This window comes from Virgibacillus dokdonensis (assembly GCF_900166595.1).
GTDB classification, from domain to species: domain Bacteria; phylum Bacillota; class Bacilli; order Bacillales; family Amphibacillaceae; genus Virgibacillus; species Virgibacillus dokdonensis.
In genome coordinates this window covers 2,506,524-2,524,344 of the sequence record NZ_LT745763.1, presented here as the reverse complement: position 1 = coordinate 2,524,344, position 17,821 = coordinate 2,506,524, and the positions used below count along the sequence as shown (strand labels likewise).

Annotated in this window: 17 protein-coding genes; 14 read left to right on the top strand and 3 right to left on the bottom strand. The window is 35.3% G+C overall.

What is annotated here, in order from left to right:
• The first annotated feature begins 5 nt into the window (after positions 1-5).
• From B2C77_RS13390 to B2C77_RS13330, 13 genes are all read left to right on the top strand, one after another.
• Positions 6-257, top strand: coding sequence for an EsaB/YukD family protein (locus tag B2C77_RS13390; protein ID WP_077704682.1), 252 nt, complete (start codon positions 6-8; stop codon positions 255-257).
• Positions 258-354: 97 nt separating this feature from the next.
• Positions 355-1,644 carry a type VII secretion protein EssB gene (essB, locus tag B2C77_RS13385; RefSeq protein ID WP_077704680.1) on the top strand — a complete coding sequence of 430 codons (1,290 nt, stop codon included), beginning with the start codon at positions 355-357 and terminating at the stop codon, positions 1,642-1,644.
• Between the two features lie 164 nt (positions 1,645-1,808).
• On the top strand, positions 1,809-6,263 hold the full coding sequence (gene essC, locus B2C77_RS13380) for a type VII secretion protein EssC (RefSeq protein WP_077704677.1): 4,455 nt from the start codon (positions 1,809-1,811) through the stop codon (positions 6,261-6,263).
• A 13-nt stretch (positions 6,264-6,276) separates the two neighbouring features.
• On the top strand, positions 6,277-6,693 hold the full coding sequence (locus tag B2C77_RS13375; RefSeq protein ID WP_077704674.1) for a YwqH-like family protein: 417 nt from the start codon (positions 6,277-6,279) through the stop codon (positions 6,691-6,693).
• A 5-nt stretch (positions 6,694-6,698) separates the two neighbouring features.
• A complete protein-coding gene (locus B2C77_RS13370; RefSeq protein ID WP_077704671.1) occupies positions 6,699-6,989 on the top strand; it encodes a TIGR04197 family type VII secretion effector in 291 nt (96 codons plus the stop codon).
• 30 nt (positions 6,990-7,019) lie between these two features.
• On the top strand, positions 7,020-8,435 hold the full coding sequence (locus B2C77_RS13365) for a T7SS effector LXG polymorphic toxin (RefSeq protein ID WP_077704669.1): 1,416 nt from the start codon (positions 7,020-7,022) through the stop codon (positions 8,433-8,435).
• 22 nt (positions 8,436-8,457) lie between these two features.
• A complete protein-coding gene (locus B2C77_RS13360) occupies positions 8,458-9,234 on the top strand; it encodes a hypothetical protein (RefSeq protein WP_077704666.1) in 777 nt (258 codons plus the stop codon).
• 1 nt (position 9,235) lies between these two features.
• A complete protein-coding gene (locus B2C77_RS13355) occupies positions 9,236-9,694 on the top strand; it encodes a hypothetical protein (RefSeq protein ID WP_077704663.1) in 459 nt (152 codons plus the stop codon).
• On the top strand, positions 9,691-10,137 hold the full coding sequence (locus B2C77_RS13350; protein ID WP_077704661.1) for a DUF5085 family protein: 447 nt from the start codon (positions 9,691-9,693) through the stop codon (positions 10,135-10,137). Before B2C77_RS13355 ends, B2C77_RS13350 begins: the two co-directional genes overlap by 4 nt.
• A gap of 32 nt (positions 10,138-10,169) precedes the next feature.
• A complete protein-coding gene (locus B2C77_RS13345) occupies positions 10,170-10,784 on the top strand; it encodes a hypothetical protein (protein WP_077704658.1) in 615 nt (204 codons plus the stop codon).
• Between the two features lie 235 nt (positions 10,785-11,019).
• Positions 11,020-11,844, top strand: coding sequence for a hypothetical protein (locus tag B2C77_RS13340; RefSeq protein ID WP_077704656.1), 825 nt, complete (start codon positions 11,020-11,022; stop codon positions 11,842-11,844).
• 130 nt (positions 11,845-11,974) lie between these two features.
• Positions 11,975-12,373 (top strand): hypothetical protein, encoded by a 399-nt coding sequence (locus B2C77_RS13335; RefSeq protein ID WP_077704653.1) that lies wholly within the window; start codon positions 11,975-11,977, stop codon positions 12,371-12,373.
• 245 nt (positions 12,374-12,618) lie between these two features.
• On the top strand, positions 12,619-13,152 hold the full coding sequence (locus B2C77_RS13330; protein ID WP_077704650.1) for a hypothetical protein: 534 nt from the start codon (positions 12,619-12,621) through the stop codon (positions 13,150-13,152).
• Positions 13,153-13,466: 314 nt separating this feature from the next.
• Here B2C77_RS13330 and B2C77_RS13325 read toward each other — a convergent pair whose 3' ends face one another.
• Both B2C77_RS13325 and fmdA read right to left on the bottom strand, forming a co-directional pair.
• Positions 13,467-13,733: an FmdB family zinc ribbon protein gene (locus tag B2C77_RS13325; RefSeq protein ID WP_077704647.1), complete on the bottom strand. Its 267-nt coding sequence runs from the start codon at positions 13,731-13,733 to the stop codon at positions 13,467-13,469.
• 13 nt (positions 13,734-13,746) lie between these two features.
• Positions 13,747-14,919, bottom strand: coding sequence for a formamidase (fmdA, locus tag B2C77_RS13320; RefSeq protein WP_077704645.1), 1,173 nt, complete (start codon positions 14,917-14,919; stop codon positions 13,747-13,749).
• Positions 14,920-15,297: 378 nt separating this feature from the next.
• Here fmdA and B2C77_RS13315 point away from each other — a divergent pair, with 378 nt between their 5' ends.
• A complete protein-coding gene (locus B2C77_RS13315) occupies positions 15,298-16,347 on the top strand; it encodes a 2,3-butanediol dehydrogenase (RefSeq protein ID WP_077704643.1) in 1,050 nt (349 codons plus the stop codon).
• A gap of 142 nt (positions 16,348-16,489) precedes the next feature.
• Here the strand turns inward: B2C77_RS13315 and B2C77_RS13310 are convergent, their stop codons facing one another.
• The gene (locus tag B2C77_RS13310; RefSeq protein WP_077704640.1) at positions 16,490-17,812 is read right to left on the bottom strand and encodes an APC family permease; all 1,323 of its coding nucleotides are present in this window, start codon (positions 17,810-17,812) and stop codon (positions 16,490-16,492) included.
• Positions 17,813-17,821: the final 9 nt, after the last annotated feature.

Here is a 17,821-nt window from a genome sequence, read left to right as displayed (position 1 = left end):
AACAAATGGCACAAGATACCCATATTAATGTGACAATGGATTTTAACAACATTGGATGCGGAGTTTACGACCTCCGTATCCCCACACAATTAACGGTAAAACAATTACTCTATTATGTAACAGATGCCCTACATATTACGCTACCAGAGCATTCTTACTATGCCATCAAAGTTACCACGAAGAAACTGTTCATTGCAGATGATGATTATATCGTCAATTACCCTGTTACAGATGGAGATATATTAGTTGTTCAATAACAAGAAACATATGGCTAAAATGATCGAGCTTGACACAATATGTCGTGTTGTAAGCGGAATATGCATTTTTACTGGAGGACAAAGGAGTTAATGGGAAATGAAGGAAAAAACAATCGAATTTGAAAACCTCACATTGCAATTTGAAATGGATCAAACTAATTGGAAAATGCGTTTACCGAAATCACAAACCGCTGTACATGATGTTCGCCAAATGGATATCATGTTACATCCTTCTGATTTTTTTGCCCCGCTCACTATAGAGGAAGAAAAAGATGCATTTCAATTTACATTTAAGTTAGAGCCTAGATGGAAAAACTGGGATCAACTACTGCAATTACATAGAAATGAAAAATTACGATTACTGTGCAACATGTTTCAATTAGAGCCTATTTTGAACACGAGGATAACCTTTGTTCTTCATCCTGATAACCTGATGGTTAATGATAATCTGATGCCTGTTGTTATCTATCGAGGGATTCGCAAGCTTGTACCACCTTATGAATGGGATGAAGCAGATTTTTTAAAACAATTAAAATGCTATGTGATCGCTTTATTCTCTAAAAAATTTAATTTTGATCAGCTTTATCATGGGTCGTTACAAAATGCAACGGAAACCGAATTTCAACGACAGGTAAGTGAAGTAGCCGACTTAGCAGAGCTCAAAGATTTATTGTATAAAAGTTATCAGGAAGAACAAGTCAAAACAGAACAAACGATGACAGTTGTACCAACGAAACGCTTTCGTTTATTTAAGCAACTTTCCATTATTATGATTATCGTTTCCGTATTGTTAACCGTTCCCGTCATTTATTACGGCATTATAAAAGCACCTTACCAAGATAATCTATTAGAAGCTCACGGTGAGTATTTGGCTTCTTCCTATGGCGATGTTATTTCCACTTTAGAGGGGGAAGATCCAGAAAAGCTACCGATTCAAACGATGTATATTTTAGCTCATTCCTATATTAACGTGGAAAACTTACCTGATGCAGAGAAGGAAGTTATTTTAAAAAATGTCAGTTTGAAAAGTGATCCTGATTACTTAACCTATTGGATTTACAATGGCAGGGGAGAATTTGATACATCGCTTGAAAAGGCCAAGTACATTGATGACCCTGTCTTAATTATACACGGACTTATTCAAAAGATAGAGGAAGCTAAAAACAATCCAGACTTAACAGGATCAGAGAGAGAAAAGACTGTTAAAAAGTTACAAGATGAATTAGAACAGTACCGTGAGGAGTTTGATTTACAAGACGAGGATGAAGAAATAGTACCGGCAAGTGAGTCAGAGGCGGAAGATACTAACCAAACAGAACAAGAAGCGCAATCAAATGAGGACAATAAAAAGAAAGAAGATAGTGGTGATAAAGAAAAGGAAAAATAGCTTTTTAGCCATCTATTAAATTAATCTTTCGTGTTGCTTCATCGATACACACGCTCATTACAGGTATGACATCAAGCGCCGTGTATCTTGCGTGGTATAAACATTGGCGTCCAGAAACTGTCCACATATTTTATATTGTAACGTTTTAGAGAGGGAGAAACGTAATGGCAAACAAAATACTCATGGTCACTTATGATAATCAATTGCATAAATGCCATTTACCAGATCAAGAAAAAAAGGAAATGATAATTGGTAATAGCTGGTCAGATAATATAACTTTTTCCAACTTAGAGCAAACACATAAACTAATGTGGAATGGCAACGAGGCTTTTATTGGGGAAGCGAAATTAGAAAAACAACTGTCTCTCCCTGAAGCGGATCATCTGTTGGAATTATATTTGTTACATAGGGAAGAAACCAGATTCTATGACGCTGCAGGTGCAGAAACAATAACGGTTGGCACGCATTCATATGACGATATTATGCTACCTAATTCGTCTGTTGATTTCGTCTTGCACAGACAGGAAAATGGGTTTACTTTTCAGCTAGAAAATAATGGTGCAACCATTTTTCATAACTTTAAGGCTGTTGAAAAGCAAGCAGTCGTATGTCCTGGAGACCAATTATTTGTTGCTGGAACGATGTTTTGCGTAGGTGAAAAGGAATTACAAGTGATGACATCACATCTTGATTTTACAAGTAAGCTTGTGGAATTGGTAGAAGTGACTACTCCTTACAGCGGGGAGTATCCAGATTATCATCGTTCACCTAGAATTATTTATCGGGAACCTGAAGAAGATCGAACGATTGCTAAACCAGCACATAAGCCTTCAAAGCCTAGTGAACAATTGGCAAGAACGATCGTACCTCCAATAGTAATGGTTGTAGCACTGATTGTTATTTCACTAATTCAACCTAGAGGGGTTTACATCATCGTGATGCTATCGATTACCATTGTCACGATAATATTTTCGATTACTTCCTATGTGAAAAGTGTTAAAAAATATAAAGCGGATATGAAACATCGTGAAGAGACATATAAAGCGTATTTGCAACGGAAAACGAAAGAACTGCACTTAGTAAGTGAGGAGCAACGCCACGCTTTATTTTATCATTATCCTGATATCGTAACGATTAGAGATATGGTTAGAAATATGGAGGCAAGAATTTATGAAAAAACCATGTATCAGCATGATTTCCTGCATTTTCGTGCGGGTTTAGGAACGGTTTCATCTAGCTTTAAAATTGACTTTAATGATGAAGAATTTACCCAAGAAAAGGATGAACTTATAGATCAAGCAAGAGAGCTTTTATCTCAATATAAAGAAATTGAAAATGTACCCGTTGTTACATCATTAACCAAAGGACCTGTTGGCTATATCGGTCATCGTCCGCTTGTGTTAGAGCAGTTGCAGTTATTAGTTACACAACTTGCATTATTTCATAGTTATCACGACGTGCAATTTATTACAATTTTTCCAGAAGAAGAAAAGCAAGAATGGGATTGGATGCGCTGGCTACCACATGCTAGTTTAAGAGATGTTAACGTGCGCGGGTTTATATATCACGAACGTTCTCGTGATCAAGTGTTGTATTCCTTGTACCAATTATTAAAAGAACGTAGACAAACCATAGAAGAGAAAACGAACAAAAATGAAAAGCTTTATTTTTCTCCCCATTATATCGTACTTATTACAGATGAGAAGATGATATTAGATCATATTATTATGGAATTTTTCAATGAAGATCTAAGTGAAATTGGTGTATCCTTAGTATTTGTGCAAGATGTCATGCAGGCACTTCCAGAACATGTGAAAACGGTTATCGACATTCGTGATGCAAAGCATGGAAACATTTTATTAGAAGAAGGAGAATTAGTGAATAAAAAATTCCATCTGGATCATTATCCGGAAGGGTTTGATAAGGAAGAAATAACCCGTGCCTTGGCACCGATCAATCATCTACAAAATCTAAAAAACTCTATACCTGAAAAAGTGACTTTTCTAGAAATGTATGATGTGGAAAATGTAACGGATTTAAATATTGAACATCGTTGGAAGGTGAATGAAACGTATAAAAGTTTAGCCGTTCCATTAGGTCTTCGGGGTAAAGAAGATATCGTTCAATTAAACTTACATGAGAAGGCTCATGGTCCACATGGTCTTGTTGCTGGTACAACTGGTTCAGGGAAATCTGAAATTATTCAGTCCTATATTTTGTCTTTAGGGATCAATTTTCATCCTTATGAAGTTGCCTTTTTACTCATAGATTATAAGGGCGGTGGAATGGCAAATTTATTTCATGACATGCCACATTTGTTAGGAACGATAACGAATTTGGATAAAGCGCAATCAATGCGGGCGCTCGCTTCGATAAAAGCAGAGCTGCAAAAACGTCAACGGCTATTTGGGGAGCATAATGTCAATCATATTAATCAATATCAGAAGCTTTACAAGCAAGGTAAAGCAAGCGAAGCGATGCCACACTTGTTTTTGATTTCGGACGAATTTGCAGAACTGAAATCCGAACAGCCAGATTTTATGAAAGAGCTTGTATCCACTGCGAGAATTGGGCGTTCTCTTGGTATCCATCTTATCCTTGCAACACAAAAGCCAAGTGGAGTTGTCGATGACCAAATTTGGTCGAACTCAAAATTTAAATTGGCGCTCAAAGTACAAAATGCGAGTGATTCGAATGAAATATTGAAAACACCTGATGCAGCGGAGATTACGTTACCAGGACGGGCGTACTTGCAAGTTGGGAACAATGAAATCTATGAACTGTTTCAAAGTGCGTGGAGTGGCGCAGATTACGTGCCAGATAAAGAAGATCATGAATTTATAGATACAACGGTTTATGCGATTAATGACTTAGGTCAATATGATATTCTTACCGAGGATTTAAGTGGATTGGCCAATAAACAAGATGTGGAGAAAAAACCAACTGAATTGGAAGCGGTGATTGATTACATTGCTACTTACACAGAAAAATGCCAAATTGATCCTCTTCCAAGACCATGGCTTCCGCCGTTACCAGAACGAATATTGCCAAAGGAAATACATGATGTTCATTTTAAAGAAGTGTGGCAAGAGGAAAGCAAGAAATCGCTAGTTGTTACATTAGGTTTACTAGACCAGCCAGAATTGCAATCGCAATCGCCACTTACGCTTGATTTAACGAAGCATGGACATATTGCTGTTTTTTCCAGCCCGGGCTACGGAAAATCAACGTTCTTGCAAACAGTTACTATGAATCTTGTGCATCAGCACCATCCCGAACATTTACATGTGTACTTACTAGATTTTGGTACCAATGGTTTATTACCGTTAAAAACGTTACCACATGTTGCGGATACGATGCTACTGGATGAGGAAGAGAAAGTAGCTAAATTCATCCGTCTTATGAGCAGTAAAATCAAGGAACGGAAACAGAAGTTAAGCAATTATGGCGTTGCAAGTATGGATATGTATGAAAAAGCGAGCGGAGATATAGTGGAAAATCAATTAATTGTTATTGATAACTATGATTCTGTCCGTGATGCAGCATTCTCTGATGAGTTCGAAAAGCTAATTACGCAAATTGCTAGAGAGGGTGCAAGTATTGGCATTCATCTAGCCATTAGTGCCGGACGACAAAGTGCCATGCGCATGCCGTTATTGTCGAATATTAAAACTCAAATTCCACTTTATTTAATTGAAGAAACCGAGGCTCGTGGAATTGTCGGTAGGACAGAGATTGAAATTGAAGAAATACCAGGAAGAGGGATGATTAAGCTGGACGAACCAGCATTATTCCAAACCATGCTTCCTGCAGAAGGTGAAGAGACATTAGCAATTATTGATGCGATTCAAGCAACTGCAAAAGAAATGGAAGCATTCTGGGATGGTGAATTACCAGAGGAAATTCCGATGATGCCTGAAGGAGTGGTTGACTTTGAGAAGTTTAAAAACAATAGAAAGACGAAACAGCTTGTAAAGGGAATGCAAGTCCCCCTAGGATTGGAATTTGAGGAAGTACAACCACTTGCTTTTGATCCAATCCAACATGGTCATTTAACTGTTGTAAGTGACCGGCAAGATGGTTTAGATAGATTACGTCAATCATTAGCAAAAAATGTGTCTCTTCTTTCTGGTTTTTATCAAACGATGTTAATTGATACGGCAGAACAACAACTGTCCGATATTGGAAAAAGCCTACATGCATATATATCTGAAAAAGAAGGAGTTATTTCTGTGAAAAATGATCTTATGACAGAAATTAACATCCGTACTAAACAGACAACGGGGGAGAATGTTAGGTGGCTTGTTCTTATTGCCGATGTAAAAGATTTTTGTGATCGTACTCAATTAGAAGTGGATGAAATAACCCTTCTAATAGAACAGGGCAAAAAGGCCGGCATCCATTTCATATTCATAGGGGATTACAGTTATATTGGACTGAGCTTTGAACAAGTTGCTAAGTATATACGTTCGCAAGCCATAGTAGGATTGATGAGTATGCGACTTGGCGATCAGGATATATTCAAGCAACCATTTATTAGACAGGAAAAATATCCAAACCCATTTGAATGTTATTTAGCAATGGATCATCAGCATACAAAATTGAAAATACCTGAATAAGGGGGAGTGAGGGATGAGCACATCATTAAGTCTTTTGCGTGAGCAGAGAAGGACTGTGTTACTTGGTATGAATAATGCAAGGAATGAAATATCAGTTTTGCAAGATAAGGTTAGCAGGTTACAGGAAGCTTCTAATACATTGGAAACTAATATTACACATTTAAGAACAACTAAAAAATCCATTGATCAGTTAGAGAAAGATGGCAGAAGATGGAGAGGAAATAATAAAGATACGTATGATAATAAGTATAGCTTATATAGAGATAGTATTCAGCAATATTTATCTAAATCGATGGATGCAAAAGAGACTATTGATAGTGATATTAGAAGGTATGAGGCCAATCAAGCTTCATATGCAGCAGGATTAAATAATCTGCAAAGCTCTCTCCATTCACTGGAGAGTCAAATAAGGGCAAAGGAAAGGGAGTAGATTAAATGGGGGAGCAAGTAGGTATAAACATAGAAGTTTTTCGGGAGAATGTTTCTAGGTTAAAAGCTGCTGTTTCCAATATAAACAGTAGTACTAATAAGAATTGGACTTTTGATAAAACGGATATTACGCCGTTTACTAATGATTTGGAAAATGCGGTTAAAGCAATGACTATACTGGAAAGATACGTAACTCTTTTAAGTAATGATATAGACACATTGAAAAATATAGGAGAAAGTATGAAAGAAAAAGATGAAGAGTTAAGTAAGGGAACGTCTAAGATAACTAGTGACTGATGGAACATTTATAACGAAAGGAGGGTTTAGATGGGGAATAAAGTGGATATATCAGAGGTTATCGAGTTTTCTAGTGACTTCCAAAAGGTATCTACTCATATTAAATCAAGTTTGAAAGAAATATCAACTAATATCGAACAAATTATTGGAATGGATACTTTCTCTGGAAAGGCAGCAAAGAACGCTAAAGGTTATTTCGATAGCTTCCATAAGCATGGAATTATTGAAGCACTTACTGAATTGTTTACCGACTTGAATCACAATCTAAAAGATCATTTAGAAGCATTTCATTCAAATGTAGATTCTCATGAGAATGCGATCATTCAAAGTGACTACTTAAACGATCAACAAATCAAAATAAATATAGATTATCAAAAGTTGAGGGATTTAGATGATCGTATTCAAAAAGCAATTCACAATGTTTCTGACATTACAAGTGCAGGTATTCCATCTTTTTATACGATTGTACAGGATGAAAAAGAAGTGGTTGAGACTATTACTGAATTAGAAGAGAATTTTAATTCGTTTACCAATGAAGGAAAATCACACAATTCCCAAACAAAGGCTTTAATAGAACATATTGAAAAGACAATGAACTCCGTTAAAGGATCTGCAGGTGTAGAAAGGTTTAGTGATTATAAAAACGACGAAAACTTTAAAAAGCTAAGTAGTTTAACCAGTACGTATCTTGCCCCTTCAATATCTGGGTATACCTCTTCAAAAGCAATAGCTAGAGCAGCTGAAAATGACGGGTTAAGCGTATCGAAATATGAAAAAAACGGAAGGATAACTTATCGTATTAATGCAAGCGAAGCAGCTTTAAAAGAATTAGGTATAAAACCGAATAAACATGCAAAATATTCACTATACCAAAGTGGCAAATCAGGAAGAGCAAAAACTCCTTTAAATTATTATGATAAGAAAACAGGAAAGCAAGTATGGTCTCCTGAGGGGAGAAATATAATTAAAGAATATCCCGAAATGAGAGCTTACAATGACAAGGCAACAAATTGGGATAAATTTAAAGCTGTTGGAAAATCAACAGTTCATGGAGCAAAAGACAATATAAGTGGTATAAATCCCAAAAATATACTGGGGAATGGGCATTTAAGAACTGCTGGAAAAGCGCTTGGACCACTTGGAGCAGGGTTAAGCTATTACAATAATTATAACGATGCTAGAGCAGATGGTTTAACAAGAGAAGAAGCATATTCTAGAGCTGCTGTAGACACAACAGTTGAAACTGCAATAAGCGGAGCTGTGCAAGCTGGTTTTACAGCTGCAGGGACTGCCTTTATTCCAATTCCAGGTGTCGGAACTGCAGTTGGAGCTGGGTTTGGTATAGCTTTTAACTGGGCATTGAATAAAAAATTAGGTAAAAGTGATAAGTCTTTAATGGATAGAGCGAAAGGTGCTTTTCATAAATTAAAAGATTGGTTCAGCTAGAAACAAGGGAGAGGAAATGTAAATGAAATTATTAGATCAATTACAAGAAGAAGATTTTGCTGTGTTAAGAAAGCCTTTAGAATCCGGTAGGCAAGGGCCAAATAATTTAGGGGCAATCTTGCTTTTGGCTGCTTGTTTGCAAGTATTAACTTTCATTGTAACGTATGTGGTTGTAGCAGATCAGTCTTATTATCCTTTTAAAAAGTACATTTTTTCTATCCATTTAATAATTACGATTGTTTTAATCATATTCTCTATTATGTATTCATTTTCAAAGATATATAAAAAAAGAGAGAAAACACAGTATTTGGTTACTATTTTAGTGTCACAAAATCTTTTTGGGGTATTTGCATATCTATTTACTATATTTATACTAGGAAGTGTAGACACAACAACAGCGTCTATGCTAACGGCGACCATTGTCACTCTTATACTAGGAATATTGATTTTCGTCTTTACTTGCGTGCGATTTTATAAATTATTACGAGCAGGGCATTATAAAGAAGGTTCTAAAAAAGGTGAAATAAGAGCGAGATTTGAAAAAAAATCTTTTATGCCTCTGGCAATATTTGGTGGGTTAGGAGCAGTATATTTAATTCAATTTTTGTCTAAAAACTTTTATTTTATTCACATCGATTATATATTTATAGGCATCCTTTGTTTAGCAATATTTTACACCATGCTTTTTGTGCTACCTGAACAATTAGTTATTCTTTATTGCAAAAAACGTTTTGAAAGTTTTAATTTTGATAAGGATGGGAATCTAAAGCCAATGGGATCGGAAAGGGAGGATGATTGATTTGCAATTTGAAACTCGCTCACTTATTTTTGATAATTTATTAATCTATGAAACAAGGCAGTTAAGAAAAAATTGGCAACAAGGTTTTTTCATTATGGAAGATTTTATACTTGCTGAAGGTATTTACCAAAATGGTCCCATATTTTTTTCGGTTTCTCCTGAAAAGAACGAAGATAAATTTGGTAAGTTCACATATTATTTGCCAATTAGCGAGCCTGTTAAGTTATCAGATGAAACCGACTTTCATTTCCAAGAGAAACTATATATTAAAGACGCTTTAGTTTTACGCCAGGCGGATCAAGCAACTGATTTCCATGCTGCTTATCAGCGAATTCAAGAATATGCTCATCTTCATGATGTACCAATAGATGCTACATTTTATTGTGTACTGTTGGAAGTATATGATGATTTTATCATTGATCTATATGTACCTTTCAATCATAGAGGTGAGGGGTCATGATTGTAGAACAACATCATATTGCTTATACAAATGTAGTTTCAAAATATTATCAGTTTGTACCGGAAGAAATTGATATAGCCATTAAAGATTTTCAATCTATTTTGGAAAAGGAAGGATACCATCCAGATGGTAGAATGTTATTTACTATTTTGAGCGACCCAACAAGTGAGGTTATGCAGGCAGAAATTTTTTTGCCAATTCTTGAAAGTAATTTTACAATTTCGGATGAAGAGCAGCAAGTATATTTTCATAGTTACTTTTCTGTCAAGCCAATGATAATGACACGCTTAATGGATGATTTTAAAGCAGCATCTCAAGTGAAGTTTTGGGAGCTAATGCACTATATAAGACAAAATGGATTGCAACAGAAAACCCCTGTGTTTGTAGAGTATAAGACTAGCCATATGGGAAGAAGATATGTGGAGATGAGTGTAGGAGTTTAAACGCAATAGCCATTGGGGAGGGAGAATGAATAATGAAAAGGTTTTTAATGCTAATCATGATTGCGCTTTTGTTTTTATTGGTTGCATGTAGTAATGATGCAAAGGAAATTGATGACAGTGAGAAGCAATCTGAAGATACAGAAGCGCAGGCGAAAACAGATAATGGAAATGAACAAAACACAAGTGAACATGCTGGAGGTCAAATGCACGACTTACAATTGAAATTACATAAACAGGACAAAGATGCGGGGATGACAATTCAAAATAATGAAATCTATACGGTTTTAGATGAAGCAATTAAAGCAGATCCCAAAATGGGAGTTCCAAATGATTTTAGCCTCTATCCGTTTGATATTTCAATTAACCCTGATGGAAGTCGATCTATTTTATTTCTGGCTATTAATCGACTAAAAGATCCTATGAAGAATATCAAATTTGATATGACATTTGGAAATCAAGATGGAGAATACATATTTGAAAATATGGAGTTAGTGCTTACTGAAGAAGAGTTTGGCATCCTTCATGCTGATACCGCAATACCATTTATGCTGGATGTAACTCCACAACAGGAGCAAATGTTTAATCGTTTAACAAAAGATAACGTGTATATAGACATGGCTAATTTTGAAATGGATATAGAAAAGTAAGCATTTAAGCTATTATTGATAGACAGGAATTACTCTTAGGTAATAGTTTGGATACGTTAGCCAGCACTAAATAGCAGGCTTTTGACGGCTGGATCTGGGGCTCTCCATATGAAGTATTAATTATTCATGCGCATGTATAGTGCACAACACATTATACATGCTGATACAGATAATTAAAAATTTAAAATGAATTTAAATGTAAAATGTGAGTTTTGTGTAAGTAGGTGGAGATAGGATGAAGAGCATATTTACTGGGTCTTTTTCTCAAGTGGAAGAGGCAATTAGCGAGAACTTTATGAAAGAGGCAATAAACTCTATAAAAAATTTTAAAATGCATAAATTCATTATATTTTTATTATTTTTTTCAGGTAGTTCTTATGTTGTTTACGGGGTAAGTTTTTTCTTTACTAACAATATAGATGATTTAGCAGTATCATTTGATAAAAATAATGAATTTATCCCTTTATTTTCAAGTATATGGTATATACATGTCCAGGCTTTTATATTTTTTATTGCTGGATTGATAGCTTTTATATATAAAGAAAAAAATCATGCGAAAGGTTACTTTCTATTTATCTTTTTTTTGTCTCTTGGTGGGTTACTATTTTTGCTTTTCGCCTTCAAATTTATCCAATTAATAGTAAATAGCTATACATTACGTATGTTATATACGGTATTATTTTTATGTAGTTTTATTTTCGTTTTTTATCAAAGTTATCAAAATGCAAAGAAAATGGTGTATGGTACAAAAAAGAAAAGGACAGCGTTGGTTGAGTGGCTAAGCAAAAATAGAAAAAATGTGTTAAGTATACTATTTGGATTCGGAGCTTTATATTATTTAACAAAAGTTATTTCTCCAGAAGTAGATGATTTAGAAACTAGAATATTTGGTTCATTAATTGATTTTGCACCTTTAGCTGTATGTTTCGCATGTTTATTATTTTTATATTTTAACAGTGTCGCAATAAGAAGTTACTATTTATACAAGTACTCGGAGAGATTTAGGCAGAAATTTGGAGTTACAGAGGCAGATTGGTATGGGGGAAAATATAAGGGTTAAATATCATGAACACTAAAAATGAGAATGGTAATAAACTTTTGCAATACATGTATTTTTCTAATAAACCTGTTTACACCTTATTTTTCTTTAATCGGAAGTTTTCCTAGGTGGTTATGAAAAGGGTGAAAGGATGAAAAGCGTATTTAATGGATCATTTTCTCAAGTAGAAGAAACTGTTAGTGAGAGTTTTGCAAAGAATTCAATTAATACGATTAAGGGATTTAATTTATTAAAGGCATTCATATTCATGGTGTTTTGTATTGGATTAGCTTCATATGCTTTGTATGGGGCTAGTATCTATATAAGTAATATTATGAATCAAGTTACAATACCATTAGATCAAAATAAAAATTTTATCACTATATTTGATAATATCTGGTATATGCACATTCAGTCTATTTTAATACTAACAGTAGTGATTGGTACATTAGTATATAGAAAGAAAGATAATATTAAAAGTTTTTTTGTATACAATACATTTTTGACTATATTTCTACTTTTATTCATGAAAATTCAGCTTACAGTTTAAAAGAAATATATATCAAATGAGAGGCTAAAAGACTATTTCAATAAGGCAGTAAGAACGAAATATTTAGGGTAGAAAAATGAATTTATTCTAGCTTTGAGGATGCTTCAGCTTAAAGTCTTTTAACAGCATTATAGTCTGGGAAACGACTTTATTCGTCGATGTTTATAAATCCACCTGCTTTAAGCAGTCGTTGTTTAAACCGCTATAATAGGCGTATACATGTTGTTATAGGAGTGAGAATTAGGTTGATTCCGATCTACAGAGAAAAAGAAATTTATACAATGTTTTATGATAGTAAACAGAACAAACTTTATAGGTATGCACATAGAGAGAAGTCCTCTTTTTTATACATTTTACTGTTTATAATAATTATTAATAGTTCTGGATTGTTAAACCAAATTTATCAGCCATATAAAGGATTTCTATTAAATATTATTTTACTTATTATATCTAACTTCGTTTGTTACTTTGTGGCCAAATATCTATATAGCCGTTACTATATTCAAACCACTGGGAAAGGCATTTTTTTAGACCAAGAGAGTATGAAAGAATACGCTAGAAAAGGTGAAGAACAATATTACCTTGAATTGAATTTAGGTGGTGGAATTTGTTTGTTCGTAGTTGTAATTGGTTTTGCGTTATTTTGTATATTTAACCAAATACAATTTCTAATAATCGGATCTTTAGGGAGCATCCCATTATTTATGATTTTTTTAAATAGACCATTTAGGAGATTGCAGGTTTTAAGGGCGTTTCAAAATAAAGAAATTGAATTATAGAAACTTTGTGCAGGAGAAGAAACTTTATACTTTATTTTATTAAAAAATCACATAATTTATAAAATTGAACATGGGAAACGAACGTAAGTTTTTATGGTTATCTTTTATTTATGACGATTTATGTTTCGCATGTTTATTATTTTTATATTTTAACAGTGTCGCAATAAGAAGTTACTATTTATACAAGTACATGGATAAATTTAGGCAGAAATTTGGAGTTGCTGAGGCAGAATGGTATGGGCAGAAATACAAACCGTAAATTGGTAGTAAGAAAAAGGGCTGCATATTCCAGCCCCCGCGTATTCAAAATGGATTCAAACCTGCCAAGGTCGCTTTGTTTTCGTTTTTGATCCAATAGGTGTTGAGGGCAAATGCTGTTTTTTGATCAATTGTGGTTTCATTCCGCGTTCAATTTGTTTCTTTACGGTTTGGTCCATTTGAAAGATAATGGGTGGTTTAAATACCCGCTTGGAAGCAGCATGACAAGTTGGGCAGGTCGTTATTTGTTTATTACCTTTTATACTTTGATGCCACACTGAAAATTCACCACATAATTGGCAGTTAAAAGTATAAGTGGCCATGAGTCCACCTCCGTTACAATGGTAAGATATTCTTCGTAAATATTTCTTTTGGTATGCCAACTGTTGCGCAAGTATTAGGTATGTCAACAACTCCTGCTAAATGCCCTTGTACTGGTGCAGCAGATAAAAGCATATAGGCTTGTTCTCCAGTGTATCCTTGCGTCTTTAGAAAATCAATGGCATTTAAACATGCGTTGCGGTAGGCGACATTGGGATCTAAGTAAGTTTGTTTTCCGTTTGGCTCAACGGATACGCCTTGGAAGACAATATATTCGTTATAATGTGGGTTTACTGGACCTGGTTGATAGACAGGGTTTGTTTTTATTTGATATTTCGCCATACCACCTTTGATAACATCCACACGTAATTCAATCCACCCAGACATTTCTATTCCACCACAAAAGGTGATTTCCCCGTCACCTTGTGAGAAGTGGAGGTCTCCTACAGATAATTTCGCCCCTTCAACAAATACTGGAAAATATACACGAGAACCTTTAGACAGGTCTTTTATATCGCAATTGCCACCATTCTCGCGAGGAGGAACAGTTCTAGCCCCTTCCTTGGCTATTCGGTCGAAGTTAGAACCAGTTACATTACCTAAAACAACACTTTCTTCTGTTGGTGGATTAGCAAGTGGAGGGACTCGTTCTGGATTAGAAGCAATTAATTCTTTTTCCCGTCTATTCCATTCGTTTAAAAGTTCTTGAGAGGGAGCTACACCCATGAGCCCAGGATGAATTAATCCTGCAAATTTGACATTAGGTATATGTCTTGAAGTAGTGTAAATACCGTGAAAGTCCCAAATAGATTTTGCGGCTTGTGGATAATAGTCGGTTAAGAAGCTCCCGCCATTTTCTTTTGCAAAAATGCCGTTAAAGCCCCATGGCTGCTCTCCGAAAGTGCCAATATCAAGAATGTCAACGACCAGCAAGTCACCGGGCTCCACACCATTTACATATACTGGTCCACTTAGTACATGTACACGCTCTAAATTAACTTTACGTATATCAGAGGGGTCATCATTATTTTTAATTTGTCCATCGGTCCATTCCAAACACTCCATACGAAAGGATTCCCCTGGATTTACTGCAAATGCAGCAGGTATATCAGGGTGCCAACGATTATGTCCAGGTATGTCTTGTTTATCCATTGGCTTGTTCAAATCAACCTTGAATAACGTTTCCATAAACCCAACTCCTCATCTAATTGTTATGGTGAAACAAGCAGTTTCTAAAAAATGATGAAAAATTCAAAAATATTAACCAAAGTATAACGGAACATAGTATGAAGTTCAAGAAGTAATTTTGAAAGGAGTTTTTGGAGGTTAAAAGGTGCGTTATCAAGTTCACAGCTATACAAGCTGCTGACATCAAAAGCTTAAAGATGTAGAACAATTTCGATATGTGATGGTATTTGAGTGATCCTAAAGTCCTTGTGAAATTGATCGAATAAATAAAATGTCATAGAAAATTGCTAAATATATACAAAAATGGCTTAACTCTAATGCTATGCTTATATAGAGTGAACAATGCTTTTATAAAACTATTCGACAGGAGTGAAGGCAATGAAAGCAGCAATTTGGTATGCAAAGAAGGATATTCGTGTTGAAGAAGTTAATGAACCAACAGTTCATGCAGGGGAAGTGAAAATTAAGGTAGCTTGGGCTGGTATTTGTGGAAGTGATCTCCATGAATATGTTGCTGGACCAATTATAATCCCGACGGAGGATCCTCATCCGTTAACAAAAAAAACGGCACCCGTTATTATGGGACATGAATTCGCTGGAGAGGTAGTAGAAGTTGGAAAAGATGTTACGCAAGTAACGGTAGGTGATCGAGTTACGGTGGAGCCGATGATCACTTGTGGGAAATGTAAAGCTTGTCGTCAAGGTCGTTACAATCTTTGTGAAGTCAATGCAGCCTTTGGTTTGTCTGGTGTTGGTGGAGGCTTTTCTGAGTATACCGTTGTTTCGGAGAACATGATCCATAAAATTCCTGAACATATGAGCTATGAGTTAGCTGCTTTGGTTGAACCTACAGCAGTTGCCATGCATGCAGTAAAACTTAGTCACTTAAAAGTAGGTGATACAGTGGCTGTTTTTGGAGCAGGTCCAATAGGGTTATTAACAATACAAGCAAGCTTTCTAGCTGGAGCAAAAAAGGTATTTGCGATTGAATTATCAGAAGAGCGAAGAAAAGTTGCTACTAAGCTAGGGGCAGTGGCTATTCATCCAGCAGAGACAAATGTTGCCGAAGACATTATGAAGCAAACCAATGGAGAAGGCGCAGATGTTAGCTTTGAGGCTACAGGCGTTCCGGTAGTATTAGAACAAGCTGTCAACAGCACGAAAATGGGCGGAGAAATTGTTATTGAAAGTTTATGGGAATCCAAACCGGAATTGGATGCTAATAGCTTTGTTTTTAAAGAACTACATTTAGTCGGATCGATCGGTTATCGCAATATCTTCCCGACAGTGATTGAGTTAATAGCTGACGGCAAGCTTGATGTAAGCGATTTAATAACGAAAAAAATTACATTAGATAACATCGTGGAGGAAGGGTTTGAATCTCTTCTTCAAGAAAAAGCGCAAGTGAAAATATTGATTGAACCTTAGGGAAACTTTAAAATCATATTCTAGCGCAGTTTGGAACAATTTTTTAAACATAGCAACCTAGCTTTATGAGTATACGGAAAGAAATCCCCAAAACGGGATAGCTAATAAATATAAACAACACCAGCTATTTATCTGGTGTTGTTTATGCATGTTTTTTTGTATAGCTACGATAATAAAAGAATCCAATGATCCCCCATAATCCCATAAAAATGAGAGAAGGTGTACTTAGTTTCCCAGGTGATTGTGGGAGAATTAAAAGTAAAATAAAACTAATACTTATAATAATTCCTATGAACGTTAGCCATTGATCCCATTTTGTTGTCGTATACTTATAACTAATCAAGCATACGTAGAAATACGCAATAGAAGCTAAAAATGATGACATATCGACAATGTAAATAATCACTTCTCTGCCAAACCAAGGAGCAAGCAGACTGATTGCAGTGACAAATAGAACACTATTTACTGGTACGGCGTTACGGGTCAGTTTCTTATATTTAGGGTGACATAGCTTATAAACGGATAACGAAGCTAGTAATCGGCTGCTACTAATCATGAATCCATTAATTCCTCCAGATACAGCAGTCATTAGGGCAATAATCAATAACAGAAATCCGATGCTTCCAACATGGGTTAAAACTGCTTCGCCAAGGGCCCAATCTAATTGTTTTGCTTGATCAGGAGAAAATGCAAGGGCAGTTACAATTGTTAATATACTGTACGCAACTACTCCAGAAAAAACGGAAAGAATGGCTATCCATGTCGCTTTTTCAGGTTTGAATTTTAACTGAGTTGCTACTTGAGGAATAATATCAAATCCCACAAATAGAAACGGAATGATGGCAACGACTTTGGCTATTTCTGAAAGGTTAAACGTATAGTTTTTTATATAATTCGTGGAAATAGTAGCTGAACCAGTATCAAAAAGCATGGCAATAAAAACAATGACAATATTAATGATTAAAAATAATACCATTACGTTTTGAACATTGGAGCTTTTCCGTAAGCCTCTGATATTTAGAATGGCAAATAATATAAGTACGATGCTTGCTATTAGTACTTCCGATAAATATACAGGGTACCCAGCAATATCGTAAAGATAGAACCATTCTACGTTCGTTCCAAATAATATTTTAACAATTAAAACAAAAGCTGTGGCATTCAAAGGGACGATGCTTAAATAACAAAGGATTAAAGACCAGCCAACAATAAAGCCATGCATTTTCCCTAGGTTTTTAAACGTATAAGAAAAGCCGCCTCCATCTTCAGCGTGTTGCTGCATCATAATATGATAACCCTTTTGAATGAAAATAATGGCAAATCCGCCTAACAGTAAACCAATCGTTGCATTAATAACGCCAGACTCTGGAAGAAATTTAATGCCGGGAAGCGTAAATGCTCCCCAGCCGATAATAGAACCTAATACTAAGCTTAATATATCAAAGCGATTTAATGTCGTTTTCATAACGTTTTA